20 protein-coding genes and 1 tRNA gene are annotated in these 24,114 nt (G+C 36.6%); all 21 read left to right on the top strand.

Going from position 1 to position 24,114, the window contains the following annotated elements; all coding sequences use genetic code 11:
- The first annotated feature begins 20 nt into the window (after positions 1 to 20).
- The 21 genes from HS1_RS12120 to HS1_RS12220 all read left to right on the top strand — a co-directional run bounded on the left by HS1_RS12120 (position 21) and on the right by HS1_RS12220 (position 23,891).
- A complete protein-coding gene (locus HS1_RS12120) occupies positions 21 to 1,760 on the top strand; it encodes a vWA domain-containing protein (RefSeq protein ID WP_066065979.1) in 1,740 nt (579 codons plus the stop codon).
- Positions 1,744 to 5,250, top strand: a complete 3,507-nt coding sequence (locus tag HS1_RS12125) for an AAA family ATPase (protein WP_082757826.1) — start codon at positions 1,744 to 1,746, stop codon at positions 5,248 to 5,250. The genes HS1_RS12120 and HS1_RS12125 overlap by 17 nt, the downstream gene beginning before the upstream one ends.
- Before the next feature lie 18 nt (positions 5,251 to 5,268).
- Positions 5,269 to 5,345 (top strand) — tRNA-Pro (locus HS1_RS12130).
- A 42-nt stretch (positions 5,346 to 5,387) separates the two neighbouring features.
- Complete coding sequence (trxB, locus tag HS1_RS12135; RefSeq protein WP_066065985.1) at positions 5,388 to 6,314, top strand: thioredoxin-disulfide reductase; 927 nt, start codon at positions 5,388 to 5,390, stop codon at positions 6,312 to 6,314.
- Between the two features lie 58 nt (positions 6,315 to 6,372).
- On the top strand, positions 6,373 to 6,858 hold the full coding sequence (locus HS1_RS12140) for a methylated-DNA--[protein]-cysteine S-methyltransferase (RefSeq protein ID WP_245669998.1): 486 nt from the start codon (positions 6,373 to 6,375) through the stop codon (positions 6,856 to 6,858).
- A 38-nt stretch (positions 6,859 to 6,896) separates the two neighbouring features.
- The gene (locus HS1_RS12145; RefSeq protein ID WP_066065991.1) at positions 6,897 to 7,091 is read left to right on the top strand and encodes a hypothetical protein; all 195 of its coding nucleotides are present in this window, start codon (positions 6,897 to 6,899) and stop codon (positions 7,089 to 7,091) included.
- The gene (gene argS / locus HS1_RS12150) at positions 7,075 to 8,733 is read left to right on the top strand and encodes an arginine--tRNA ligase (RefSeq protein ID WP_066065993.1); all 1,659 of its coding nucleotides are present in this window, start codon (positions 7,075 to 7,077) and stop codon (positions 8,731 to 8,733) included. The genes HS1_RS12145 and argS overlap by 17 nt, the downstream gene beginning before the upstream one ends.
- Positions 8,734 to 9,171: an SPOR domain-containing protein gene (locus HS1_RS12155; RefSeq protein WP_066065996.1), complete on the top strand. Its 438-nt coding sequence runs from the start codon at positions 8,734 to 8,736 to the stop codon at positions 9,169 to 9,171.
- A 51-nt stretch (positions 9,172 to 9,222) separates the two neighbouring features.
- On the top strand, positions 9,223 to 10,689 hold the full coding sequence (gene lysS / locus HS1_RS12160; protein WP_066065999.1) for a lysine--tRNA ligase: 1,467 nt from the start codon (positions 9,223 to 9,225) through the stop codon (positions 10,687 to 10,689).
- Positions 10,686 to 11,918 (top strand): lipoprotein-releasing ABC transporter permease subunit, encoded by a 1,233-nt coding sequence (locus tag HS1_RS12165; RefSeq protein ID WP_066066001.1) that lies wholly within the window; start codon positions 10,686 to 10,688, stop codon positions 11,916 to 11,918. The genes lysS and HS1_RS12165 overlap by 4 nt, the downstream gene beginning before the upstream one ends.
- Positions 11,911 to 12,600, top strand: coding sequence for an ABC transporter ATP-binding protein (locus HS1_RS12170; protein WP_066066004.1), 690 nt, complete (start codon positions 11,911 to 11,913; stop codon positions 12,598 to 12,600). Before HS1_RS12165 ends, HS1_RS12170 begins: the two co-directional genes overlap by 8 nt.
- Positions 12,600 to 15,215: an outer membrane protein assembly factor BamA gene (gene bamA, locus HS1_RS12175; RefSeq protein ID WP_066066007.1), complete on the top strand. Its 2,616-nt coding sequence runs from the start codon at positions 12,600 to 12,602 to the stop codon at positions 15,213 to 15,215. Before HS1_RS12170 ends, bamA begins: the two co-directional genes overlap by 1 nt.
- Before the next feature lie 27 nt (positions 15,216 to 15,242).
- Positions 15,243 to 15,779, top strand: coding sequence for an OmpH/Skp family outer membrane protein (locus HS1_RS12180; RefSeq protein ID WP_066066010.1), 537 nt, complete (start codon positions 15,243 to 15,245; stop codon positions 15,777 to 15,779).
- Between the two features lie 5 nt (positions 15,780 to 15,784).
- Positions 15,785 to 16,828, top strand: a complete 1,044-nt coding sequence (gene lpxD / locus HS1_RS12185) for a UDP-3-O-(3-hydroxymyristoyl)glucosamine N-acyltransferase (protein ID WP_066066013.1) — start codon at positions 15,785 to 15,787, stop codon at positions 16,826 to 16,828.
- Positions 16,818 to 17,267, top strand: a complete 450-nt coding sequence (fabZ, locus tag HS1_RS12190) for a 3-hydroxyacyl-ACP dehydratase FabZ (RefSeq protein ID WP_066066016.1) — start codon at positions 16,818 to 16,820, stop codon at positions 17,265 to 17,267. The genes lpxD and fabZ overlap by 11 nt, the downstream gene beginning before the upstream one ends.
- A gap of 3 nt (positions 17,268 to 17,270) precedes the next feature.
- The gene (gene lpxA / locus HS1_RS12195) at positions 17,271 to 18,056 is read left to right on the top strand and encodes an acyl-ACP--UDP-N-acetylglucosamine O-acyltransferase (protein WP_066066019.1); all 786 of its coding nucleotides are present in this window, start codon (positions 17,271 to 17,273) and stop codon (positions 18,054 to 18,056) included.
- The gene (locus HS1_RS12200) at positions 18,041 to 18,853 is read left to right on the top strand and encodes an LpxI family protein (RefSeq protein ID WP_066066022.1); all 813 of its coding nucleotides are present in this window, start codon (positions 18,041 to 18,043) and stop codon (positions 18,851 to 18,853) included. Before lpxA ends, HS1_RS12200 begins: the two co-directional genes overlap by 16 nt.
- Positions 18,853 to 19,779: a Gfo/Idh/MocA family protein gene (locus tag HS1_RS12205; protein WP_066066025.1), complete on the top strand. Its 927-nt coding sequence runs from the start codon at positions 18,853 to 18,855 to the stop codon at positions 19,777 to 19,779. Before HS1_RS12200 ends, HS1_RS12205 begins: the two co-directional genes overlap by 1 nt.
- Complete coding sequence (gene lpxB / locus HS1_RS12210) at positions 19,758 to 20,897, top strand: lipid-A-disaccharide synthase (RefSeq protein WP_066066028.1); 1,140 nt, start codon at positions 19,758 to 19,760, stop codon at positions 20,895 to 20,897. Before HS1_RS12205 ends, lpxB begins: the two co-directional genes overlap by 22 nt.
- Entirely contained in the window at positions 20,884 to 22,659 is a 1,776-nt protein-coding gene (gene msbA, locus HS1_RS12215; RefSeq protein ID WP_066066031.1) for a lipid A export permease/ATP-binding protein MsbA, read from the top strand. The genes lpxB and msbA overlap by 14 nt, the downstream gene beginning before the upstream one ends.
- Positions 22,656 to 23,891 (top strand): molybdopterin molybdotransferase MoeA, encoded by a 1,236-nt coding sequence (locus HS1_RS12220; RefSeq protein ID WP_066066034.1) that lies wholly within the window; start codon positions 22,656 to 22,658, stop codon positions 23,889 to 23,891. Before msbA ends, HS1_RS12220 begins: the two co-directional genes overlap by 4 nt.
- Positions 23,892 to 24,114 lie beyond the last annotated feature (223 nt).

Genomic DNA, 24,114 nt, shown 5'->3' on the forward strand with positions numbered 1-24,114 from the left:
CTCTATGATATAATTTAAATATGAATAATTTAAAAAGATTTATTGATTTAATGGAGATTATTTCCACTGCCTTGGGGGAAGATATAGATTTAAGGATAAGGCCAGGGCAGGGCTGGTTTTATGATTATGAAAAAAATGAAGTGGTTTTCCCGGAGAAACTTTTATTAAATTATACCCCTGAAGAGGTGATAGGTTTTACTATTCATGAGGCAGGACATCGCCAGCTAACCCGCATAGATATGAGGAGAGAAGAGTTTAAATTATTTTATAGTAAACATTATTTAAAACTGCTTTTAAGTGTGTTTGAAGATGCCAGGGTAAACAATTGGATGTTTTCTTTATTTCCAGGGGCAAGATATTATTTGGAATTTATGTATAAAGACTTACTTTCAGAAAGTTTAGAGAAATCAGAATATGTAACTCATCTCCAAAGACAAATTAATGGTTCAGTTCATCCTTATCAGTTATATCCTCACTTAGAGTATGTATTGAGCATAATGTATTACTGGAGGTATAAAAAAATACCTAAACTAGTGAATCCGGAGGTGAAAAAGGCCCTTAAAAATACTTCTCAATTTTTTGAAGAGATATTTAATTGTTTTCCCAAAGGAAGGGCAGGAGAAAAAGAACGGTTTGCATTTGCCTGTAAAACAGCGCAGTTGATAAAAGAGCATATTTTAGAAGATTATGAAAGACTTGTTCATATCTCTAAGGAAAGGGTAGACCAGGCTCTCCAAAATAGAGAGATAAAAAACCATTCAGGTCATGGGGGTTCGGGGAGTGGTTTGAGTGCTATAGAACAAAGTGCTAAAGAATTGGCGGAAAGATTGTCTCCCAAAATTGATAGACCTGACAAGGAACAAGCAGATAAATATATGCCTATAAATAGGCAAAAAACGCAGGAATCCAAACCTTCTCCTTCCCTTACCCTAAAGGCACTCGTCAGGGAACAAAGAAGGGTGAAAAAAGAGGAGGATTTATCTATTTACCATAAATTTTATAAAGATATTGCTGGGGTAATTCAGCATCTTTGTGGGGTGTTGGAGAACTATTTTTTTAAAAACACAAGGCTTCGTTACCAGGGATACTTCAAATCAGGCCAAAAGCCTGATTTAAGAAAGGCTATGAACCAATCTAGAAAAATCCAACAGAAGTGCCCTTTAGAGAAAAAAGATTTGGAGATATTTATGCGAAGAAGACTTCCTACTGCCAGAACTCATAGTATAGCTTTAATTTTAGACGAATCAGGTTCTATGGTAGAGCCTAAGAGGAGTGCTGCCTTAAAAGGGTTGCTTTTATTTATGGAGTCTTTAACTAATTTAGATATAGATTACGCCATAATAGGTTTTTCAGATACAGTGATGGTTCATAAAATGTTTGGAGAAGGTATGAATCAATCTCAGAGGGCTGATCTTTTTGAAGAGATTTCTATGTATATTCCTTCAGGAATGACCGCTGATGCCGATGCCTTAGCTCTTACTACGGAACTTTTAGAAAAAGAACCTAGGGAAGCCATTAAGTTCATCATGATGATTACTGATGGAGAAGGAAATATAAACAATACTGGGAAGACATTTGCGGAACTTCAGGAGGAGGCATTGGCCAAGGATATAGAAGTAATAGGGGTAGGGCTAGGAGGGTATGTAACTCAGGTAGATAAAAGATATAAAACATCGGTTCAAGTGGAGGAGATAATAGACTTACCCCGCATTTTATCTAAAGTGTTAGAAGAAAAAATTATTTATGATGAATGCTCTTGATTTAAGTGAAATATTAAGTCAGGTATACCTCTCTTTGAGGGAAAACTTTCCTCAATTCAATATCAGACATCTGAAGAGGGCTTCTGAAGCATTGAGACTTTTAAGCCATGTTTCACCTAAACAGGCCTTAGTGGAGGTATTAAATTATGGGTTTACTCAAATAGAAGAAAGACAAAGGGTAATTGGCTTAATCTTAAATCATCCTTTAGTCCAAACGCAATTTCCTGATTTAAGAAAGGAAGATTTTGAGACGTTACCTAAAAAAACCTCTATTTCAGCCATTCCGGAGAATATTAATGAATTGGTCTCTTTTATAGCCCAGTTTGCTTTAGAGCAAGAGTTGAAAGATGACCTCTTTTTGCTATCTAGAATGCTTTCCCAATGGAATAAATTGATCGTTATTCCGGCCATGGGCATTGCTTTCCAAGTATTACCTAGCGAAACGTTAAGAGAAATTATCATTGATGAGCTGGGAAATATGCTTATTGACCAGGATTGGCATGTCCGTCAGACCGCTACCCAGACATTGGGGGAGATTTATACCTGGTATATTACTCATGGAGAAATGGAGTATTTAAAGAAGTTAGAAAATTTGCGCTATAAAGACGATTGGCATATTCAAATCACTGCTGCTCACATCTTGGCTTCTATTTATACCCTACTTATAAAACAAGGTCAGGATGTGTATCTAACTAAATTAAAAGATATGATGGACAATGGAAATCCTGAAGTCAGCGTAATAGCCATAAATACACTCACCCAGGTCTATCTGGATTTTATCCAAAAGGGCCTGACCCCAAACTTGGATGACATAGAAAAGGCCATTACCCAGGATGACCTATCTTTGCAAATAGCAGCTATTAATGCGCTGAGCCGCATATATGCATCCCTTATTGAGAAAGGAAAAAGGCCTGATTTTGAAAATTTAGAAGCCCTGTTTGAGATCAAATATGGACGTATTAAAGAAGCATTAGCCCATGGTTTGGCTATGGTTTATTTAGCCTTGATCGAAACAGGCCAAAGACCTGATTTCACTAAGTTGGAGAGCATGATTTACGAAGAAGACTGGAGGGTGAGAATAACTGCGGTAAATGCCCTAACTAAGATATATATCCGTCTGATTCAAAAAGAAGAGGTGCCTAATATTGATAAACTTTTACTGTTATTTAAAGATAGATATGGACCTGTAACTAAAACTGCTGCTACAGCCGTAGGGCAGATTTGTGCCCAATTAATAGCCCAAGGGAAGAGGGAGTGCCTAAATAAATTAGAAGGCTTAATTGATAGTTCGGACTGGTTTTTTAGTAGAAAAGTAAATATTTCTTTAGCTGCCATTTATTCATTTCTTATTCAAAAAGGAGAAAAAAGATACTTAAACCTATTAGAAAATATGCTTAATGATAAGGATTTTTATGTATGTATAGTAGCTATTTCCTCCTTGGCTCGGGTGTATATAAAATTTATTGAACAAGGCGAAAAGCCACAATTGGATTGCCTGGAAAATATGCTCAACCATCCCAATACCTATGTGCGCATTGTTGCTGCTTCTTCTTTAGCAGATGTATATTCCAGTTTTGCCTTGAGGGGAGAGGGTGAATATTTAGAGAGATTAGAAGATTTGTTAGGAAGCGAAAATCGAGATTTGATGAAGGCCTCTGCTAATAGTTTGGTAAATGTATATTCTATATTAATTGAAAGGAAGCAAAGGGAATATTTAAACAGATTAGAAGCTTTATTAGAAAATGAAGACCCAGATGTTTCTCTAGCAGCTTCTAAGGCATTAGCAAAAATTATGATAAATAGATTTGAAAAGAAAAAAACTAACTTGCAGCTAGCAATTAATGTGTTTGAAAGGGTTTTAAAAGAAAAACTAAATAGTGCTTTAGCAGGGAGTTTTTCTTCAGAAATCAAGATAGACTCTAATTTGGTTAAAATTGACCATTTAGAGTTAAAAAGAAACAGGGTTTTAGAAATTCCTACATGTGTATTTACTGCCTCTAGTTTTAACATCTTAAAGACCATTGCCTTAAGTTATAAACTGAAACACCCTGTTTTACTTTTAGGTCCTACTTCCACAGGGAAGAGTTTTTTGATCAAATGGTTAGCCACCCTTTTGGGTTATGAACATCTTTCTTATACATTAAATCCTTATTCATCCAAATTTGAACTAATAGGAGGAATGAAGCCCGATAAAAAAGGAAGATTTATCTGGCAGGATGGTATAATTTTAAAAGCAGCTAAAGAAGGTAAATGGCTGGTATTAGAGGAAATAAATCTGGCTTCTTCTGACATCATTGAGGTTCTTAATGACTATCTTACTACGGGGAAATTTACCTATTCACAAAATGGCCAGCAAAAACAGCTGGTTCCTGCTCCTAATTTTGCCCTCTTTGCTACGGCTAATCCAGAAAGTTATAGCCAAAGACAAAAATTATCTAAGGTATTTTTATCTAGGTGGAAGATTTATTACCAAAAGGAAGTTGCAGAATTAGAAATGGCAGAAATTTTAAGTGGTCTTTTTAAAATTCCTTCTTCTATTGCTCTAATGATAGCCCGATTCCATAAGACATTAGAAAAACAGGCCCAGGCAAAGGTAATTGGGAAAGAAGAAAAGGACCCTTATATTTATTCTTTAAGAGATATTATTAGAGTAGGAAAGAGGATTTCAGTTTTATTAAAGAGCAATTTATCTGATAAAGAATTTTTTAAACAGCTATTCTGGGAACTTTATACAGTTTATTTGGCTCGCATAAGAAATGAATCAGAAAGGCAAGCCCTCATTAGTAGCTTGGACGCCCATTTTGGTTTTAAAATGAAAGGTTTAAAATTAGAAGAAATCATAGATGGACAAAGAGAAAAAATCGTTTTTTTACTTGATGAAATTAAGGTAACTAGAGGTGATGAATTCATTCCCCAGACCGAGGCAGATATTATTCCTACTAGCTCTCAAAAATTCATTCTTGCCACTATCCTCAATGCCATTAAATATAATGAGCCTGTGCTCTTAGTGGGTATGCCTGCTTCAGGCAAGACTACCCTTATTCGCTATCTAGCCAAGAAGAAACAAACTAATTTGTTTTATATAAGTCTTTCTTCGGATACAGGTTTGGAAGAACTATTAGGTGGTTATGTACAGGATAAAAAAGGAAGATGGTATTACCGAAAGGGCATGCTTTTTAAAGCTGTAGAAGAAGGATTTTGGCTTTTAGTGGATGAGGCAAACCTTAGTCCTCTTTCTGAATATTTGAATACCCTGATTGACTTTGGGTATGTTATAGACGAAGAGGGAACTGTTTATAAGGCCCATCCCTATTTCAGGTTGTTTTTGGCCATAAATCCCCCTCGTATACATCACTCACGTAATCTCCTTTCCCCTTCTTTAAGGAGCAGATTTTTTGAAATATGGGTAGAGGAAATAACAAGGGAAAGAGAGTTAAGGTATTTAGTTAATCAATGGATGAGTTCAGATGTTGACAAAGACACCCTTTAATTATAAAAAATAGTAAGTCGGGACGTGGCGCAGCCTGGTAGCGCACCTGCATGGGGCGCAGGTGGTCGCAGGTTCAAATCCTGTCGTCCCGACCATTTATGTTTCTATCAAACTTCTAAGTCTCTATGGAGAGAGAAATGGCGGAGTTATATGATGTAATTGTTATAGGAGCAGGGCCAGGAGGATTAACTGCTGCAATTTATTTAGCTAGAGGAGGTTTAAAAACAGTAGTTTTGGAAAGATTGTTGCCTGGAGGGCAGGTGATTACTACTACTCAGGTGGAAAATTATCCAGGGTTTCCAGAGGGAATATATGGTCCAGAACTTATGGCCAAATTTGAAAGGCAAGTGCGATTATTAGGAGTTGAAATTAAAGCACCATTTGAAGTAAAACAAATAATAGATGGAAAAAACAGAAAAATAGTCAAAAGTGAGACAGAAAAGTTAGAAGCAAAGGCATTGATTATAGCTACAGGTGCTCGCTATAAAAGACTGGGAGTTCCAGGAGAAGAAAGATTAATTGGTAAAGGGGTATCTTATTGTGGGACATGCGATGCTCCATTCTTTCGGAATCTAGAAGTGGCTGTAGTAGGAGGAGGTGACGCTGCTTTAATAGAGGCATTACATATCACAAAGTTTGCTAGTAAAGTTTTTCTTATTCATCGGCGAGACCAACTCAGGGCAGAAAAAATTCTACAAGAAAAGGCATTTAAGAACGAGAAGATAGAGTTTGTTTGGAATACAGTAGTGAAGGAAATTAAAGGAGAAAATAAGGTAGAAGGGTTGATTCTAGAAAATGTGAAAAATGGTAAGACACATGAATTAAAGATAGAAGGATGTTTTATCTTTGTTGGTATGCAACCTAATTCAGAATTAGTAAAAGACCTGGTAGAGATTGATGAAGGAGGTTATATTGTTACTGACAGTTATTGTCGCACTTCTATTGCAGGCATTTTTGCCGTTGGAGATGTGAGAAATACTCCTTTTAAACAAATTGTTATTGCTGCTGGGGATGGCGCTATTGGTGCTTTGAGTGCAGAGAGATATTTATCAGAACAGTTTTAGGTAAGATGGATTGCCAGAAATAATATATGCTCCCTTTTGGTATGAGGAGAGAGGATTTGTGTTTCTGAGTTTTAAAGAGAGATTATGTGGCTTAATTTTGTCTGATTTTCAATCTTCGGAAATACCTTTGATTACCAAAACTCCTATTTTTAAACATCTAAACCGTCACTTAAAAAGTGTAATATTAAAAAAGGGGAAAATACCCCCTTTTCAACAAACAGAGCAGGCCTTAAGGGATTATTTTTCTTCTCAGCTTACCTGTTTCAAATTACCTTTATTACTCATTGGGACACCTTTTCAAAAAATGGTTTGGAGGGCGCTTTTAGATATTCCTTATGGACAAACAATTACTTATCAATCTCTGGCCTATAAATTGAACATACCTAAAGCCACACGTGCTGTAGCTCAAGCATGCAAGTCTAATCCTTTACCCATCATCATTCCCTGTCACAGGGTTATCGGGAAAAAAGGTCTCACTGGCTATTCTGCGGGTTTAGCTTGGAAGAGATTTTTGCTCAATATAGAGTCACTTGCCTGTTTGTAATTCCAGTGTTATTTTTAAATTGATTGAGGAGAATTAAAATGAAAGAAAAGATAGAATCACCTGTAAAACTCTGTGCTGTTTGTGCCTGGAGGGAATTTTGCAATAAAAAATTTACTATCCAACAAGAACCAGGTAGTTTTCGTTGTCCTGATTTTGTTTATGATATTTCTCTAAAAAAGGCTTCAGAGACTGAAAAAGAAATTCCTAAGAAGAAAGATGAAACAAAAGATTAAGGCGTTGCTCCTCGATGCCTTAAATCAGGCACAAAAAATAGGTAGTTTACCGAGGATCGCTCCCCCACTTTTTAGTATTGAAGTGCCTAAGGTGGCTGATTATGGAGATTTTTCCACAAATCTTGCTTTTTTATTATCAAAAAAAACAAAACAATCACCTCAGGAAATTGCTAAGGAATTAATTTCACATCTTCCATCCTGTGATTGGATAAAAAAAGTGGAAATAGCTGCTCCGGGATTTATTAATTTCTTTTTGAAATCAAGTGCCTGGCAAGGAGTTATTAAAAATATTATAACCCGTCCAGAAAGTTATGGCCAGGGGAAGGAAAGGGAAGAAAAAATAATAGTGGAATTTGTCAGTGCTAATCCTACAGGTCCTTTACATATAGGACACGGAAGAGGAGCAGCTGTAGGAGATACATTGGCTAATATTTTGGATTATGCGGGGTATAAAATCAAACGAGAATATTATATTAACGATGTGGGAAGACAAATTCAAATCCTAGGAAGGTCGGTATTCCTTAGGTATTTGGAATTATTAGGTGAAAAAATAGATTTTCCTAAAGATCACTATCAGGGAGAATATATCAAAAAGTTAGCTCAGGAAATTTTAGAGAGAAAAGGAAATAAATATAGAGAAGTAGCAGAAAAAGAAGCAATTCCTTTATTCGCAACATTTGCTAAAGAAAGAATTATGGAAGATATTAAAAAAGATTTAAATAATTTTGGAGTTCGTTTTGACTATTGGTTTAGCGAAAAAGACTTAATAAAAAATGGTGATGTGGCCAATCTTATTAAATGGCTTAAAGAAACGGGATTGGCCTATGAAAAAGATGGTGCTTTATGGTTTGCTTCTTCTCGTTTTAAGGATGAAAAGGATAGGGTGCTTGTTCGAGCTAATGGTGCTACTACCTATTTTGCATCTGATTTAGCTTACCATAAAAATAAATTTGAGCGGGGCTTTCATATCTTAATAGACCTTTGGGGAGCCGACCATCACGGGTATGTGCCTAGACTTAAGGCCGGAATTCAGGCCCTGGGTTACGATATGGAAAAATTAAAAATTTTACTGGTGCAATTAGTACACCTAAAGCGGGGAGGAAAACCTTTGGCTATGTCTACTCGTGCAGGAGAGTTTGTCACTTTAAAAGAAGTATTAGAAGAAGTGGGGAAAGACGCTGCCCGTTTTATTTTTCTTACCAGATCCTGTGATAGTCACTTAGATTTCGATTTAGAAGTAGCTAAATCTCAAAATATGGAAAATCCAGTATTTTATGTCCAATATGCCCATGCTCGGGTGTGCAGTCTGGAAAAGATAGCCAAAGAGCGCGGTATTGAATTTCCTCCTTTTAATGCTGTAGATTTAACTCCCCTTCAATCAGAAGAAGAAATAGGATTGATGAAACTTTTAGCAAGATTTCCGGATTTAATAGAAGATATAGCTAGGACTTTAGAGCCTCACCGTCTGTCTTATTACCTTACAGAATTGGCTGGGGAATTTCACCGTTATTACAATAAATATCGCATTTTAGACGCACCTGAAGATATTTGTGCTGCTAGATTTGCCCTGGCTCAAGCAGTAAAGATAGTAATCGCCAAGGGACTTTCTCTGTTGGGGGTTTCAGCTCCAAAGCAGATGTAAATGGGAGAAAAGAAAAAATTTTATACCATCAAATTGACAAAAAAAGGCCTATTTTTTGTGAGTGTAGGTGCATTTTTTGCCTTGTTGTGGATGTTTGTTTTGGGCATATTTGTAGGACAGGAATTAATTTATTTGCCTTCTTTGCCAAGAATTCAAGTGCCCATTTTCTCCAAAAGTCCCAAAACAACTCCTGGGCAAGAAAAACCCAAACAATATAGTGTTCAAGTAGGAGCCTTTAAAAACATAAAAAATGCCCTTAAATTCCAAAACGAACTAAGCCATAAGGGATATAAGACCTTTATAAAAGACATAAAAAATAATTCTCACATTTATTATCGCGTTTATGTAGGTCCTTATCCCCTAGAGAAGGCCTTGGGTGTTTATGATACCCTAAGCACGCAAAATTACTCTCCGGCTAAACCCAGCCCTCTACCTTGACTGTATAGCCAAAATAAAGTAATCATTTGTGTTTTAATGGGAGATAAAAAGATGGAAGATTCTTTGATTCAACAGAGACGAGATAAATTTAAAAAACTGTTAGAACGGGGTGTCAAACCCTATCCCAATGATTTTAAACCTACCCATAGAATTCAGGAAATTTTGTTTCAATATGGTGATAAAGAACAAATAACTGTTTCAGAAAACTTCTGCCTAGCAGGAAGGATTATGGCCATACGCCACTTTGGTAAGGCGGCTTTTATTCACTTTCAAGATGATACTGGAAGACTTCAGGCCTATTTTAAGCAAGACCAGTTGGGTAAAGAACAATATGGAATTTTTAAATTGCTGGATATCGGTGATATTATAGGGATAGAGGGTAAGTTGTTTCGGACTAAAACTGGAGAATTGACTATTTTGGTAGAGAGGTTTGAGTTGCTTGTAAAATCATTTCGACCCTTGCCTGAGAAATATCATGGGCTCAAGGACATAGAACTTAGATATAGACAGCGTTATTTAGATTTGATAGTCAATCAAGAGGTAAGGGAGCGTTTTATAAAACGGAGTAAAATTATTCAATTCATACGTCATTTTTTAGTAAAAAATAATTTTTTAGAAGTAGAGACGCCTGTTATGCAAATAATTCCCGGAGGGGCATTAGCAAAACCCTTTAAGACCTTTCATCAAGCCCTCGGGGTTCCTCTATACTTACGCATTGCCCCTGAATTGTATCTCAAAAGATTGCTAGTAGGGGGTTTTAATCGCGTGTTTGAAATCAGTCGCAATTTTAGAAATGAAGGGATAGATGTTGATCACAATCCCGAATTTACTATGTTAGAGTTTTATCAAGCTTACGCTACTTATGAAGATTTAATGGCCTTTACCCAAGAGCTCATTTCTCAACTAGCAGAAGAGATTTTAGGTAGTAAAAAAATTGTTTATCAGGGGAAATCCATTGATTTAACCCCGCCATGGCAGTGTTTAGATTTTTTGAACAGTTTGAAAGAAACAGGTTTGGTATCCCAACAAATCTTGGCAGATGAAGAAAAGGTCATGGCTTATGCCGGTGATTTGGGTATTAAGCTCAGGCCAGGAGAAGGTGTGGGGAAGGTTCTAACTAAGTTGTTTGAGAAACTTGTAGAGCCCAAGCTTATCCAACCTACTTTTATCATAGGATATCCAATAGAAGCCTCACCCCTTGCTCGACGTAATGAGCAAAACCCAGAGATTACAGATAGATTTGAACTCTTTATTGCAGGTAAGGAAATCGCCAATGGTTTTTCGGAATTAAATGACCCTGATGACCAAAGAGAACGTTTTCTGGAACAAATGGCAAAAAGAGCAGCAGGGGATGAAGAGGCACATCAAATTGATGAGGATTATATTACGGCCTTGGAATATGGAATGCCCCCTGCGGCTGGTGAAGGTATAGGTATTGACAGATTAACCATGATTTTAACTAATGCCTCTTCTATTAGAGATGTTATTCTGTTTCCACATTTAAGGCCCGAGTCATGACACTTCCCTATGAACTATTCATTAGTTTGAAATATCTACAGTCTAAAAGGAAACAAAAGTTTATTTCTCTTGTCACCTTTTTTTCCATCATTGGAGTAATGGTAGGGGTGATGACCCTTATCATTGTGCTTTCTGTGATGTCTGGTTTTGAAAGAGAAGTGCGCACTCGGATATTAGATATTAATGCCCACGTCTTTGTGCTTAGTTTTAAAGGCAACATTGTGAAATATCAGCAATTAATAGATAAAGTTAAACGCCAACCTGGAATAATAGGAGTTGCCCCATTTGTATATTCTCAAGTAATGGTCAAATCAGACCAAAATGTTTCTGGAGCAGTATTACGAGGAGTAGAAGTAGAAAGTATTTCTAAAGTGAGCAATTTAGCAAAAATTTTAAAGGCAGGCAAAATAGAGGCACTTAATATTACTAATCAAAAATTACCTTCCCTTATCATGGGTCAGGAATTGGCTAAAAATCTGGGTGTATGGTTAGGGGATGTGGTCTCGGTTATTTCTCCTTTTGGAGAAATAACTCCTACAGGTCAGATTCCTAAGGTGAAAAAATTTTTAGTAGGGGGTATTTTTGATTCTGGGATGTATAATTACGACTCTTCTCTTATTTATATTTCACTCCACCAAGCTCAGCAGTTTCTTGGCTTAGGGGCTGCGGTTACCGGTTTGGAAGTAAAGATTGCGGAAATTTTTAGGGCTAGAGAGTTAGCTGAAACTATCCAAAAAAAACTTGGGTTTCCATTTTGGACAAGAAATTGGATAGATATGAATAAAAGTTTATTTTCTGCTTTAAGATTAGAAAAAATAACCATGTTTCTTATCCTCACTCTTATTGTGTTGGTAGCGGTTTTAAACATCGGAAGTAGTTTAATTATGATGGTTATGGAAAAGGTAAAGGATATTGCCATTTTAAAAACCATGGGGGCTACGGATAAAAATATTATGAAGATATTTGTTTATCAGGGTTTAATCGTGGGGATTTTAGGCACACTTCTAGGTATCATAGGGGGAATAAGTGTATGCTTATTATTAAAAAAATATCATTTTATTCACTTACCCCAAGATGTTTATTATTTGTCCAGTTTGCCCGTAGAATTGAGATGGAGTGATGTTATTATTGTTAGCATAGGGGCTATTACGTTGAGTTTCTTGGCTACTATTCACCCTGCCCGACAAGCAGCCAGGCTTGATCCAGTAGAGGCATTAAGATATGAATAATCAGCCTTTATTAGAAGTAAGAAACTTGTGGAAGTCTTTTTCTCACAAAGAATACCAAATAGAAATCCTTAAAGGCATTGACCTTAAAATTTTTAAAGGTAATACTATTGCCATTACCGGTGCTTCAGGAGTGGGAAAATCTACTCTTTTACATATTTTAGCTACCTTAGAAAGACCTACCAAAGGAAAGGTGTTTTATAAAGGGCAGGACTTATTTCAACTTTCTTCTGATGCATTGGCTCGATTTCGCAACCAAAAATTGGGATTTGTTTTTCAATTTCATTATTTATTACCTGAATTTACTGCTTGGGAAAATGTAATGTTGCCTGCCTTGATTGCTGGTTGGTCAGAAAAAAAAGCCAAAGAACAAGCCAGGAGATTACTTCAGGAAGTAGGGGTTTATCATCGCAGAAATCATCGGCCAGGAGAACTCTCTGGAGGTGAACAACAAAGAGTGGCTATCGCTAGGGCATTAGTATTAGAACCGGAATTAATTTGGGCAGACGAACCTACAGGTAATTTGGACCAAAATACAGCAGAAAAGGTCCAATCCTTACTTTTTTCCATCCACCAAAAAACAGGTATAACCATGATTGTAGCTACACATAATTTAAAACTAGCATCTCTTTTTGCAATATGTTATGAGTTGACCCAAGGTCAATTGATAAGGAAGCAATGTTGATGAAGAAGCATTTAGTGATATTAATCATATTTTTCCTGGTCTCCCCAATCAGTTGGGCAGCAGAATTGCTTAAAGTAGGTATTTCTCCCTTAGTGGTATATATTCCTAAAAAGTCTCCCAGGATGGGGGAAGACCTGTCTCTAATGCTTTCTCAAAAAATCAAAAATCCCAAAATAAAAATAGTTCCTTGGAAAGGTGAAATAGTTCAAAAAATAGAAGAAGCAAAAAAAGAAGGAGAGAAACAAGGATTAGATTATGTAATTATGGGTAGTTTAACACAGATAGGAGAAAAAATAAGTTTAGATTTGGCTATTGTAGAAACTGGTGGGATAAAGCCTCCTGTGCTTATTTACAAGGAAATACCCTCTATGGAAAAATTAGAGGTTGTTTCAACAGAAATAGCCCAAGAATTGGTTTACAAACTTCTTAAGAAAAAAAGAATAACCAGGTTAGAAATTATAGGCAATAAAAGTGTAGATAAAGAGGCTATTTTAGCCGTGATGCAAACAAAAGAAGGAGAAATATTTGACCCTAAAATAATTCGAAGAGATATAAAGTCTATTTTTAAAATGGGATTCTTTAAAGACATTCGGGTGGAAGTGGAAGATTTCCCTGAGGGAGAGATTGTTAAGTTTATAGTCTCTGAAAAACCTGTTATTAAACAAATAATTATTGAAGGGAATAAAGTGATTAAAGATAGTGATATCAGGGAAGTTATTGCCTTAAAAGTTAATTCCATTTTAAAAGAACATTTAATTACCAAATCAGTAGAGCAAATAAAGGCACTTTATCAAAAAGAAGGGTATTTTGATGCCCAAGTAGAATATAAAATTATTCCTATTACTTCAGAGAAAGTAAAACTAACTTTTATTATTAAAGAGGGAGAAAAGGCTTATATAAAGAAAATTATTTTTGAAGGAAACAAGGCGTTTAAAGACAAGACTTTGAAAAAACAAATGAAGAATAAGGAAAGGTGGTTTCTTTCCTTTATCACAGGTTCTGGTAAGTTAAAAACAGATGAGTTAGAAAATGATGTAAACAGAATAGCCAATTTTTATTATAATCATGGCTACATTAATGTTAAAATAGGAGAACCTCAGGTTGAAAGAAGGGGTACTGACATATATATAACTATTCCCATTGAGGAAGGAGAACAATACAAAGTAGGAAAAATTGCCATAACGGGAGATTTGCTTAAACCTGAGACCGAGTTAAAAAAAATACTAAAACTTAAATCAGGGGCAGTTTATAATCGAGAACAGTTACAAAAGGATATTACTGCCCTTTCAGATGTTTATGCCAGTGAAGGATTTGCCTATGTGGAAATTGAGCCTGAAATAAAAGTAAATTCTTCAACGCTCAGCGTAGATGTTGTTTATCATATTAAAAAGGGTATCAAAGTATATGTGGGGCGGATAGAGTTTGAAGGCAATACCAAAACTAGGGATAAAGTGCTAAGAAGAGAATTATGGATAGGAGAAGGAGAAACATTCAATAAAATAAAAATAGAAAAAAGTATAGAAGCCCTTCATAGATTAGGATATTTTGAAGACGTGAAACTAGAGACACAAAGAGGAGAAGAGCCCAATGAAGTAAATCTTAAGATTAAAGTGAAGGAACAACCTACTGGTTCTTTTTCTATTGGTGCTGGTTATAGTTCCATTGAGAATTTTATAATTATGGCGGATATCACACAGAGAAATTTGTTTGGAAGAGGTCAACAGGTTACTTTAAGGGGGTATATAGGAAGCGTTACCCAAAGATATACCTTTGATTTTACCGAACCTTATTTGTTTGATAGCCAACTTTCTACTGGATTTCAGGCCTTTAAATGGGATACAGAATATATAGATTTTACCAAAGAAAGTAGTGGTGGAGAAATTAGACTTAGCTATCCCCTTGGCTATTATTCTAGAATTTATTCTACCTATCATTATGAAAAGGCAAAAACTGCTGATTTTAACGAAGAAATAGCTTCTAAGTATATTACAGAGTTGGCGGATGGCATTGCTACTAGTAGTATACGACTAAGTTGGCGAAGAGATACTAGGAATAGATTTTTTAATCCTAGTAAAGGCATGGTTTTATCAGGTTCAATAGAGTATGCTGGTGGATTTTTAGGTGGAGACAGTGCATTTAATCGTTATGAAGGCTCTGCATCTATATTTATTCCCCTGTTTTGGAATACCGTAGGTTTCATTAGAACCAAAGTGGGTTATATTGATAGGAGAGGGAAGGGCGTTTTACCGCTTTTTGAAAAATATTATTTAGGCGGCCCCAACACTATTCGGGGTTATGACTTTGCTACTATCAGTCCCCGTGACCCTGAAACTGGTGAACGTATTGGGGGGAATAAGATGTTTCTTTGTAATTTAGAATATCGTTTCCCAATTTTTGAGAAAATAAGGTTGTTCGGGGTAGTATTTTTTGATGCAGGCAATAGTTATGATATAAATCAGTCTTTTGATCTAACAAATTTGAAGAAAAGCGTGGGTATGGGGGTAAGATGGTTTTCACCTATGGGACCTATAAGATTGGAATTTGGGTTTGCCCTCAACGCTGAAGAAGACGAGTCTACTAGTAACTGGGAATTTGCCATGGGAACATTTTTTTAAATAATAAATCATACAAAGGAGGCAACGATGAGAAAATTGAGTTTTTTTTTAAGTGTATATTGTTTGGTATTGTTAGTAATTACTTCGTTACAAGCAGGTGAAATGAAAATTGCTATTGTAGACATGCAAAAGGCACTTAATCTTTCTAAAGCAGGAAAGGCAGCTAAAGCAAGACTAGATAAAAAGTTTGCCAAAATCAAAAGAGATTTAGAGCAAAGACAGCAGGAATTAGATAAATTAAAAGAAGAGTTGAGAAAACAGAGTTTGATGTTAAGTCTGGAGGCACAGAGAGACAAAGAAAAAGAATATGAAAGAAAATTGAGAGATTTTAGAGATCTTTATCAAGACTATAAAGAAGAAATGGAAAGAGAACAATATGAAGCCGTGCGGCCTATTTTCCAGGATATTCAGGAAATAGCTGAGAAAATTAGGAAAAAAGAAGGGTATAGTATTGTATTTGACAAAAATACTTCTGGAGTAGTTTGTTATAGTCCAGCGATAGATATAACAGAGAAAGTAATAAAACTTTATGATAAAGAATGGAGTAATAAAGAAAAAAAATAAAATAGATGAAATTATCAAAGATCGCTCAATTGCTACAGGCAGAATTGATAGGAGATAAAGATGTAGAGATTACAGGCATTGCCCCTATTGAAAAAGCGATGCCAGGAGAGATTACCTTTATCTCTAACGTAAAATACAAAAAGTATCTTCATACTACTAAGGCTAGTGCAGCTATAGTGCCTTTGGATGTTGTTTCTGCTCCTATTTCTCTAATTAAGACAGAAAATCCTTACTTGGCATATGCTCGGTTAGCAAAAGTTTTTTACAAATGGAATTATGAGTTTAAAGGCATAAGTCCCAAGGCATTTATTGGTCAGAATGTTCAATTGGGAAAAGGAGTGACTGTTTATCCTTTAGCTTACATAGATAATGAAGCACAAATAGGCTCAGGCACTATAATTTTCCCAGGTGTTTATATTGGTCCTAGAGTAAGGATTGGAAGAAAAGCCATTATTTATGCAAATGCCGTTATCTTGGCTGACTGTGAAATAGGGAATAGGGTGATTATCCATAGTGGAGCAGTAATTGGAAGTGATGGTTTTGGGTTTGCTTCAGATAGAGATGGTAAGCATATAAAAATCCCTCAATTGGGCACAGTTCAGATTGAGGATGACGTAGAGATAGGAGCTAATACTACTATTGATAGGGCTGCTTTAGGAAAAACCTTAATTAAGAAAGGGACTAAAATAGACAATTTAGTCCAAATTGCCCATAATGTTCAGATTGGGAAAGATAGTCTTATTATAGCTCAAGTAGGTATTGCTGGAAGTACTAAAATAGGCAATAAAGTTACTTTGGCAGGCCAGGTGGGGGTAGTTGGGCATGTTCATATTGGTAATCAAGCTAAAGTAGGGGCCAAAACAGGTGTGGCTAAATCAATCCCTCCTGCAACTACTGTAGCCTCAGGTGTTCCGGCCATGCCTTATCAAACTTATTTAAAAACCATGGCTGTGTTACCAAAGCTGCCTGAACTTTTGGAGAGAATAAAGCTTTTGGAAAAGGAGTTGTCTACATTAAAAGGTCTAATTGGAGATAAAAATGAAAGATAAAGAATGTGCTTTGGATATTAAAGAAATCCAGAATTTTTTACCCCATCGTTATCCTTTCTTACTGGTAGATAGGATTTTAGAAGTGAAACCTGGGGAAAAAATTATAGGGTTAAAGAATGTTACTTTTAATGAACCTTTTTTTCAAGGACATTTTCCTCAATCTCCAGTAATGCCTGGAGTTTTGGTGATAGAGGCCATGGCTCAGGTAGGTGCTATTTTGGCTTATCATTCTGCTCCTCCTGAAGTTAGAGGAAAACTTATTTATTTCGCAGCCATAGATAAGGCCCGTTTCAGAAAACCAGTAATCCCAGGAGACCAAATTATATTTGAACTGGAGATGATAAGGCAACGGGCAAAGGTATGTAAAATGAAAGGCAGAGCCCTAGTTAATGGGAAAGTAGTCGCTGAAAGCGAGTTAACTGCTGTTTTGGCAGATTAATTTATGAGCAAAATTCACCTTACAGCTATAATAGATAAACAGGCAGAAATTGCTGAGGATGTGACTATTGGTCCTTATTGTGTCATTGGGCCTAAGGTATTTATTGAACAAGAAACAGTGCTTGGTAGTCATGTAGTAATTCATTCTTACACAAAGATTGGGAAGCGATGTAATATATATTCCTTTGCTTCTATTGGAGCCCCTTCTCAAGATTTAAAATATAAGGGGAAAGAAACATGGGTGGAGATTGGCCATGATAACGTTATTAGGGAATATGTAACCATCAATCGGGGCACAGAAGGGGTCACTTTTATAGGGAATCAAAATTACTTTATGGCTTATGCACATATTGCTCATGATTGTAAGATTGGGAATCATGTCATTATGGCCAATGTGGCCACTTTAGGAGGGCATGTAGAAATAGAGGATTATGCTATTATTGGTGGTATTGTGGCCATTCATCAATTTGTAAGAATTGGTGCTTATGCCATTATAGGTGGTGGTTCCTCCACCGTAAAGGACATTCCACCTTATGTGACGGCCTCTGGTATTCGGGCTAAATTATATGGTTTGAATATAGTAGGTTTAAAACGTCAGGGATTTAGTAAAGAAGTGATTAATGCCCTAAAGAAAGCATATAAAATTCTGGTGTGTAAACCCATTACTTTAAAAGAAGCGATTAAACAGGTAAAAGAAGATTCTATTTTTTCTTTTCCAGAAGTAGTGCATTTTGTTGAATTTATAGAACATTCTCAGCGAGGAATTCCAAGAAAATGGGAGAAAAAATAGGTTTAATTGCTGGGAATGGGCAATTTCCTCTTATTTTTGCTCAAGCTGCTATAAAAGAAGGACATCAAGTGATGGCCATCGCCCATAAAGGCGAGACAAAACCAGAATTAGAAAGATATGTAAAAGAAATTCAATGGATTAGGGTAGGGCAATTGGGTAAACTTATCAAATTTTTTCAAAAAGCAGGAGTAAAAAAAGTAGTGTTAGCTGGGGGAATCAAAAAAAGGCGACTTTTTACAGAAATCTTTCCTGATTTTAAGGCCATAAGCCTGCTTAGTCGCTTAAAAAATAAACATGATGATGTAGTCCTAAGAGCCATAGCTGAAGAGTTAGAAAAAGAGGGGTTAAAAATCTATCCTTCTACTTTATACGCTCCTTCATTGCTTGCTCCCGAAGGTTGTCTTACTAAGAGAGTTCCTACTAAAGAAGAAAAAAGAGAAATTGAATTTGGATGGAAAATAGCCCGCGATATTGGCAGGTTAGATATAGGTCAGTGTGTGGTAGTAAAAAGACAAATAGTAGTAGCAGTAGAAGCAGTAGAAGGCACAGATGAAACTATCAGAAGGGGAGGGAAGTTAGCTAAAGAAGGGGCAGTGGTAATAAAAATAAGTAAGCCCCAGCAAGACTTGCGCTTTGATGTGCCAGCAGTTGGAGTGGAGACTATAAATACCATGCAGGAAGTAAAGGCTTCTGCATTGGCCATTGAGGCAGGAAAGACCTTGATGTTTGATAGAGAAAAGATGTTAGATGCCGCAGATAAAGCAGGTATTAGTGTGGTAAGTCTGAGGTGGCCATAATGTCCATTAAAGTTGGTGTAATAGGAGTAGGTTATCTTGGGCAGTATCATGCTGAAAAGTATATGGCATTGTCAGGAGCAGAACTTGTAGGGGTAATGGATATCAATCCCAAAAGGGCAGAAACCATAGCTAAACGTTGTAAATGTGAGGCATTTCCCAAACTAGAGTCCCTTTTAGATAAAGTAGAAGCAGTAAGCATAGTTGTGCCTACTCATGTTCATTTTACTGTGGCTAAAACCTGTCTGGAAACTGGCAAGCATGTGCTTTTAGAAAAACCCATGACTACTTCTTTAGAAGAGGCAGATACCCTCATTGATTTGGCCCATAAAAATAACTTAATCTTTCAAATTGGCCATTTAGAACGTTTCAATCCTGCGGTTATTGCTTTATTTCCTTATTTAGATAATCCCCTTTTTATTGAATCTCACCGCTTGGGACTCTCTTTGGAAAGAGGCACAGATGTAGATGTAATTTTGGATTTGATGATTCATGACTTAGACATTGTTTTAGCTGCTGTGCCTGCTGAGTTGGTGGAGATTCGGGCAGTAGGTGTACCTGTGGTATCAAAAAACATAGATATTGCCAATGTTCGCTTAGAATTTAGTAATGGATGTGTGGCTAATTTAACTGCTAGTCGCATTTCTACAAAGAAGATGCGTAAAATTAGATTTTTTCAAAAAGATGCCTATTTTTCTTTGGATTATGCTCAAAGAGAATTGGTCATTGTTAAAAAAGAGAGCAAAGACCTATTACCATTTTCTCATGAAGTCTTAAGATTTGAAAAAAATGACCCTTTAAAAGAAGAGATTGCCAATTTCATTCAATGTATTAAAGAAAAAAAATCGCCTGTAATATCTGGTGAACACGGGCGATATGTCCTAGCTATTGCTTTAAAAATCAATCAATGTATCCAAAAAATAAGATAAATATGCGTCTTTTTATAGTTACCGGAGAAGCTTCTGGTGACCTTCATGGGGCTAAGTTAATTGAGGCCTTACAAAAAGAAATGCCTGCCATAGAAATTTTGGGGATTGGTGGTCCTCAGATGAGAGAAGCAGGATTGAAATCTATCTATGATGTGGAGAAATTGGGAGTGGTGGGTATTACTGAGGTGCTAGGTCATTTCAAACATATCTGGTTGGCTTGGCAAAGGGCAAAAGAAGTATTATTGAACACTCCAATAGATTTATTTATTCCCATTGATTACCCAGATTTTAATTTGCGATTGGCGGCTATTGCCCAGAAGAAAAAAGTGCCTGTTTTGTATTATATTAGTCCTCAAGTTTGGGCCTGGCGAAAAAATAGGGTAAAAACCATTGCTCGCTTGGTAGATAAAATGGCCGTCATCTTACCTTTTGAAGAAAAATTTTATAAAAAGTATGGAGTGAATGTGGTTTTTGTAGGACATCCCTTATTAGATATAATGCCTTTAGAAGAAACAGAAGAAGAACCAGTTATTGGCCTTTTACCTGGAAGTCGTGTAGGAGAAATAAGGCGTATTCTTCCTATTATGCTTAAAACAGCTTCTTTAATTTATAAAAGGTCTCCTGAATTTAAGTTTATTTTGCCTGTGGCTTCTACCCTTGATATAAACTGGATAGAACAAATTATGGCTTCTAATCAGCCTGATTTTCCTCTCACCATCGTTGAGGATAATGATTATAGCTTGAGACAGCGGTGTTGCTTCTTAATTGTGGCTTCAGGCACAGCTACTTTAGAAACTGCAATTCTTTTAAAACCCTTTGTCATTGTTTACTCTCTTTCACCATGGAGCTATATACTGGGTAAAAAATTGGTGAAGGTGCCTTATATTGGGTTGGTAAATTGGGTAGCAGGTAGAAAGATTATTCCTGAGTTTATCCAACATCAAGCCAGGCCGGAATTGATTGCTCAAAAGATACTAAGTCTTCTTGCCAACTCAGAGAAATTGAGGCAGATTAAAAAAGAATTAAAGCTAGTTCGGGCAAGTTTAGGTAAATCAGGCGTAGCCGGACGGGTAGCTAGAATGGCTAAGGAGATGGTTCAAGGTAATGCAGGTTTATAAAAGACTCTTACATCTAGTAAAACCCTATTTGTCACGGTTGTTTTTAGCTATGTTCTGCATGTTAGTAGTAGCGGGGGCTACAGCGGCTACAGCCTATTTGGTCAAACCAGTCCTGGATAAAATCTTTTTTGAGAAAAACCTCCTTATGCTTAAAATACTTCCCCCACTCATTTTACTCCTTTATGCTGTAAAAGGTGTTTTCTGGTATTTTCAAACCTATCTTATGAACTATGTAGGACAACGGGTGGTTTCTGACTTAAGAGCCAAGCTTTATGCGCATATTATTGATTTACCCCTATCTTATTTCCATAGACATCCTACAGGTGTGTTAATAAGCCGTATAGTCAATGATGTTAATCTCATCCAGGGAGCGGTTTCAGGAGCAGTAACCCGATTTTTATGTGATTCTTTCACCATTTTGGGATTGACCTTTGTAGTATTTTATCGTGATTTTGTTCTGGCCCTTATTACCATGATAGTTTTCCCTATAGCCATTATGCCTGTGATTAAGATTGGTCGTAAACTGAGAAAAATAAGCACCTCTTCACAAATAGAAATGGGTGAACTTTCTGGCCTGATGCAGGAGACCTTTAGTGGGGCGCGGATTGTAAAAGCGTTTGGTATGGAAGACTATGAAAAAGAACGATTTGAGCGTGTCAATAATCGTCTTTTTCGTTGGTACATGCGGGCAGTTAAGATGCGAGGTGTTACTTCTCCTCTCATGGAATTTTTGGGAAGTATTGGCATTGCCACGGTAATTGCCTATGGTGGTTATCAGGTGATAAAGGGTGTCTCTACTCCAGGCAATTTTTTCTCTTTTATTGCCGCGGTGATGATGCTTTACCGGCCTATAAAGGGTTTAAGTAATGTTCATAATACTGTTCAGCAAGGTGTAGCTGCTGCTATTCGTGTATTTGAGGTTTTAGATACTTACTCAGAACACAAAAAAACAGAGGGTATTAAATTACCTAGGTTTTCTCAATCAATCACTTATGAAAATGTTTGGTTTAAATATGACCAGGAACAAAGTTGGGTATTAAAAGATATTAATTTAACCATTAAAAAAGGGGAGAAAGTGGCCTTGGTTGGTCCTAGTGGAGCAGGGAAAACCACCATTGTCCATCTTCTTCCTCGGTTTTATGAGCTTAAAAAAGGCAAGATTATTATAGATGGTTATGATGCCCAAGAAGTTAGTCTAGATTCTTTGCGGGCACAAATTGCCATTGTCAGCCAGGAGATGGTGCTTTTTAACGACACTATCAGGAACAACATTTATTATGGGCGTTTAGATGCCAGTGAAGAGGAAATTATAGCAGCCGCTAAGGCAGCCTATGCTTATGATTTTATTCAAAAGCTTCCAGAGGGATTTGATACTGTTATTGGTGAACGTGGGGTGAGACTCTCTGGGGGCGAACAACAACGAATTTGTATTGCTAGAGCTATTTTAAAAAATGCCCCTATCTTGATTTTGGATGAAGCTACTTCATTTTTAGATACAGAATCAGAAATGATAGTGCAAAAAGCCATGGAGAATCTATTAAAGGAACGCACTGCCTTGATAATTGCCCATCGCCTTTCTACCATCAGGAAAGCAGATAAGATTGTAGTCCTCCACAATGGCCAGATTGTTGAACAAGGGAGTCATGAGGAACTTTTAGGTAAAGGGGGGCTTTATCAAAGATTATATGAAATTCAATTCAAAGGGAAAGAAAGGGCAGATTTAGAGAGCATTGCTGACAAAGTTCAAATAAAAGCTATATGAAAAAACCATTTTTTTCTACTAAGTCGCCATCAGAAGTCTTTGAGTTATTTCCCCATTTTCCTTTGGTAGATAAAGAAAAAATTCCTTTAGAAGAAGCTAAAGGGAGGGTTCTAGCAGAAGATATAACTGCAAATGAAAATTTGCCTGGTTTTGAACGGGCCACTATGGATGGGTATGCTTTAAAGGCAGAAGATACCTTTGGTGCTTCTGAGGCCTCTCCGATTTGGTTAAACATAATTGGTGAAGTAAAAATGGGAAAAGTAACGGATTTGGTGGTAAAAAGGGGTGAAGCAGTCAAAATTGCTACCGGTGCAATGTTGCCCCAAGGAGCTAATGCCGTAATTATGGTAGAGTATACCCATATGGTAGATGAGAATACTATTGAGGTTTTTAAGCCTCTGGCCCCTTTAGAAAATGTTATCCGAGCAGATGAAGATTTTGCTAAAGGTGAACTGGTTTTGTCTTCAGGTCATAGATTACGCCCTCAAGACATAGGTGTTTTGGCCGCTTTAGGTAAAGCTCATGTTCAGGTATTTAAACAGCCCTCTGTAGCCATTATTTCTACAGGAGATGAAATAATTCCTATCACTGAGAAACCGCAACCAGGACAGGTTCGGGATGTCAATTCCTACACCCTTTATGCCTTGGTAAGAGAGGGTGGAGGAATTCCATGGCTGATGGGCATTGTGAAGGATGACTTAAATGACCTTAAAAAAGTCTGTAAATATGCCCTTGATAAATCAGATGTAGTCTTAATCTCTGGGGGAAGTTCTATTGGTATGCGTGATTTTACCTTAGAAGTCATTAACTCCTTTCCAGAAAGTCAGATTCTCTTTCATGGAGTGGCAATAAGTCCTGGTAAGCCTACTATTTTGGCCAAAATAGGCAAAAAGGCAGTTTGGGGTCTTCCAGGCCAAGTTACCTCAGCGATTATTGTGTTTTGGGTGTTTATTAAGAAATTTATTCAATGGATTGGAGGAGAAAGAGAGGCCCATTTAAAGACCTTTAACACTATGCACGCTCGAATGAGAGTTAATGTTCCTTCTGTTCAAGGCAGGGAGGATTATCTAAGGGTAAAACTTGTAGAGGAAAATGGCCAATTATGGGCTGAGCCTATTTGGGGTAAATCCGGGTTGATTAACACCTTGGTTAAAGCAAATGGTTTAGTAAAAATTGATTTAAATACAGAAGGATTAGATAAAGAAGAAATAGTGGAAGTAATTTTAATTTAGGAAAGAACTTATTGAACTATAGAAACCTTGGCAGGAATGCAAAGAAGACTTATAAAAGATTAAAGATATTTTGAAAAAAATTTTAAAAATGATATTAAGAGGTGAACAATGAGATGGATATGGGGAGGGATAGGGAGTACTATTGTGAAAAAAATAAAAGAATATTTTAATGAAGATGTAGAAATTATAACAATTATTTAAAGGCGGATATCCTTGGTTAATT

Origin of the sequence: Candidatus Desulfofervidus auxilii, from assembly GCF_001577525.1 — a bacterium.
Lineage (GTDB): Bacteria > Desulfobacterota > Desulfofervidia > Desulfofervidales > Desulfofervidaceae > Desulfofervidus > Desulfofervidus auxilii.

Coding starts and splice junctions, on each gene's coding strand:
- HS1_RS12120 (WP_066065979.1), top strand. CDS start 21: ATGAATAATTTAAAAAGATTTATTGATTTAATGGAGATTATTTCCACT.
- HS1_RS12125 (WP_082757826.1), top strand. CDS start 1,744: ATGATGAATGCTCTTGATTTAAGTGAAATATTAAGTCAGGTATACCTC.
- trxB (WP_066065985.1), top strand. CDS start 5,388: ATGGCGGAGTTATATGATGTAATTGTTATAGGAGCAGGGCCAGGAGGA.
- HS1_RS12145 (WP_066065991.1), top strand. CDS start 6,897: ATGAAAGAAAAGATAGAATCACCTGTAAAACTCTGTGCTGTTTGTGCC.
- argS (WP_066065993.1), top strand. CDS start 7,075: ATGAAACAAAAGATTAAGGCGTTGCTCCTCGATGCCTTAAATCAGGCA.
- HS1_RS12155 (WP_066065996.1), top strand. CDS start 8,734: ATGGGAGAAAAGAAAAAATTTTATACCATCAAATTGACAAAAAAAGGC.
- lysS (WP_066065999.1), top strand. CDS start 9,223: ATGGAAGATTCTTTGATTCAACAGAGACGAGATAAATTTAAAAAACTG.
- HS1_RS12165 (WP_066066001.1), top strand. CDS start 10,686: ATGACACTTCCCTATGAACTATTCATTAGTTTGAAATATCTACAGTCT.
- HS1_RS12170 (WP_066066004.1), top strand. CDS start 11,911: ATGAATAATCAGCCTTTATTAGAAGTAAGAAACTTGTGGAAGTCTTTT.
- bamA (WP_066066007.1), top strand. CDS start 12,600: ATGAAGAAGCATTTAGTGATATTAATCATATTTTTCCTGGTCTCCCCA.
- HS1_RS12180 (WP_066066010.1), top strand. CDS start 15,243: ATGAGAAAATTGAGTTTTTTTTTAAGTGTATATTGTTTGGTATTGTTA.
- lpxD (WP_066066013.1), top strand. CDS start 15,785: ATGAAATTATCAAAGATCGCTCAATTGCTACAGGCAGAATTGATAGGA.
- fabZ (WP_066066016.1), top strand. CDS start 16,818: ATGAAAGATAAAGAATGTGCTTTGGATATTAAAGAAATCCAGAATTTT.
- lpxA (WP_066066019.1), top strand. CDS start 17,271: ATGAGCAAAATTCACCTTACAGCTATAATAGATAAACAGGCAGAAATT.
- HS1_RS12200 (WP_066066022.1), top strand. CDS start 18,041: ATGGGAGAAAAAATAGGTTTAATTGCTGGGAATGGGCAATTTCCTCTT.
- HS1_RS12205 (WP_066066025.1), top strand. CDS start 18,853: ATGTCCATTAAAGTTGGTGTAATAGGAGTAGGTTATCTTGGGCAGTAT.
- lpxB (WP_066066028.1), top strand. CDS start 19,758: ATGTATCCAAAAAATAAGATAAATATGCGTCTTTTTATAGTTACCGGA.
- msbA (WP_066066031.1), top strand. CDS start 20,884: ATGCAGGTTTATAAAAGACTCTTACATCTAGTAAAACCCTATTTGTCA.
- HS1_RS12220 (WP_066066034.1), top strand. CDS start 22,656: ATGAAAAAACCATTTTTTTCTACTAAGTCGCCATCAGAAGTCTTTGAG.